The organism is Capnocytophaga sp. oral taxon 332 str. F0381, assembly GCF_000318275.2.
In the GTDB taxonomy this organism is placed as follows: domain Bacteria; phylum Bacteroidota; class Bacteroidia; order Flavobacteriales; family Flavobacteriaceae; genus Capnocytophaga; species Capnocytophaga bilenii.
This window is the reverse complement of record NZ_KB291306.1, coordinates 1-879: the sequence shown is the minus strand read 5'-3', so window position 1 is coordinate 879 and position 879 is coordinate 1. Positions and strand designations below refer to the sequence as shown.

General features: G+C 36.6%; 2 protein-coding genes. Both read left to right on the top strand.

The genetic code is table 11. The features are described 5' to 3' along the window. Nucleotides 1–210, top strand: a 210-nt coding sequence (locus HMPREF9075_RS13835; RefSeq protein WP_009415575.1) for a transposase, incomplete at its 5' end; no start/stop codon positions are given. Between the two features lie 87 nt (nucleotides 211–297). Continuing rightward, nucleotides 298–735 (top strand): hypothetical protein, encoded by a 438-nt coding sequence (locus HMPREF9075_RS05895; RefSeq protein WP_009415574.1) that lies wholly within the window; start codon nucleotides 298–300, stop codon nucleotides 733–735. Nucleotides 736–879: the final 144 nt, after the last annotated feature.

Below are 879 nucleotides of genomic sequence, written 5' to 3'. Positions count from 1 at the left end.
CAATGGAGAGAACTTCCAATTGAGGTCTATTTTGAAAAAGGTGAAATCTCTTGGCAAAATGTCTATTACTACTTCAATAAATGGAGTAAAGATGGTAGTTTTCAGCGAGTATGGTTGAATCTATTAAGTAAGAAGAAAAGAAAGTTAGATATGTCTTGCGTTCAATTGGATGGTAGTCATACACGTTGTTGGCGTTTGGCTTGGGTGTGAACTGCAAGGTCTAAGTTTCTACACGAAAGTGCATATATGCCAGCGTGGGGAGAAGAACTAATACTCCCATAATTAATCATTTTTATTATGAAAAAGTCAGTACAAATCTTTTTAGAACTTATCTCAGCTATTGCACTTTACTTGTTTATAAATTCAATAGCCTATGGAGATCATTTGGTAACCCTACCCCTGTACTTAATAGGGGTAGTGATTATGAGTTATCTCTTTGTAAGAGAGAGACCCCAAGAATGCCTACAAAGTGCCTTACGCATTGTTCTTCCGTTTACGGGGTTAATGCTTATTGCAGGGAGTCTGCCTGATGCACATTTCAGTTTAGCTCTGATTTATATTGTGAGCACAGGGGCAGCTTTTTTATTAGGAATGCTCATTGCCACCGTGAGCAAGACGTACCAGAAGATAGGCTTATCGGCATTGACTTTTCTGCTGGTAGTTGCCGTACGGTTGTCGTTTTCAGCGGAGTTTCAATATTTGATAGGCGTACATTGGTATACCTTAGGAAGTTAATCATCTAATAGAATATAGAAAAAGGTTGCTCAGAAGTCTGGGCAACCTTTTTTATGCTTTGTTACTTATAAAATATTTTTTTTGTATCTTTGCGCTTTATTGTTGAACTATGAAGCTGTTTAAACTTTTTCTTATAATAAAATA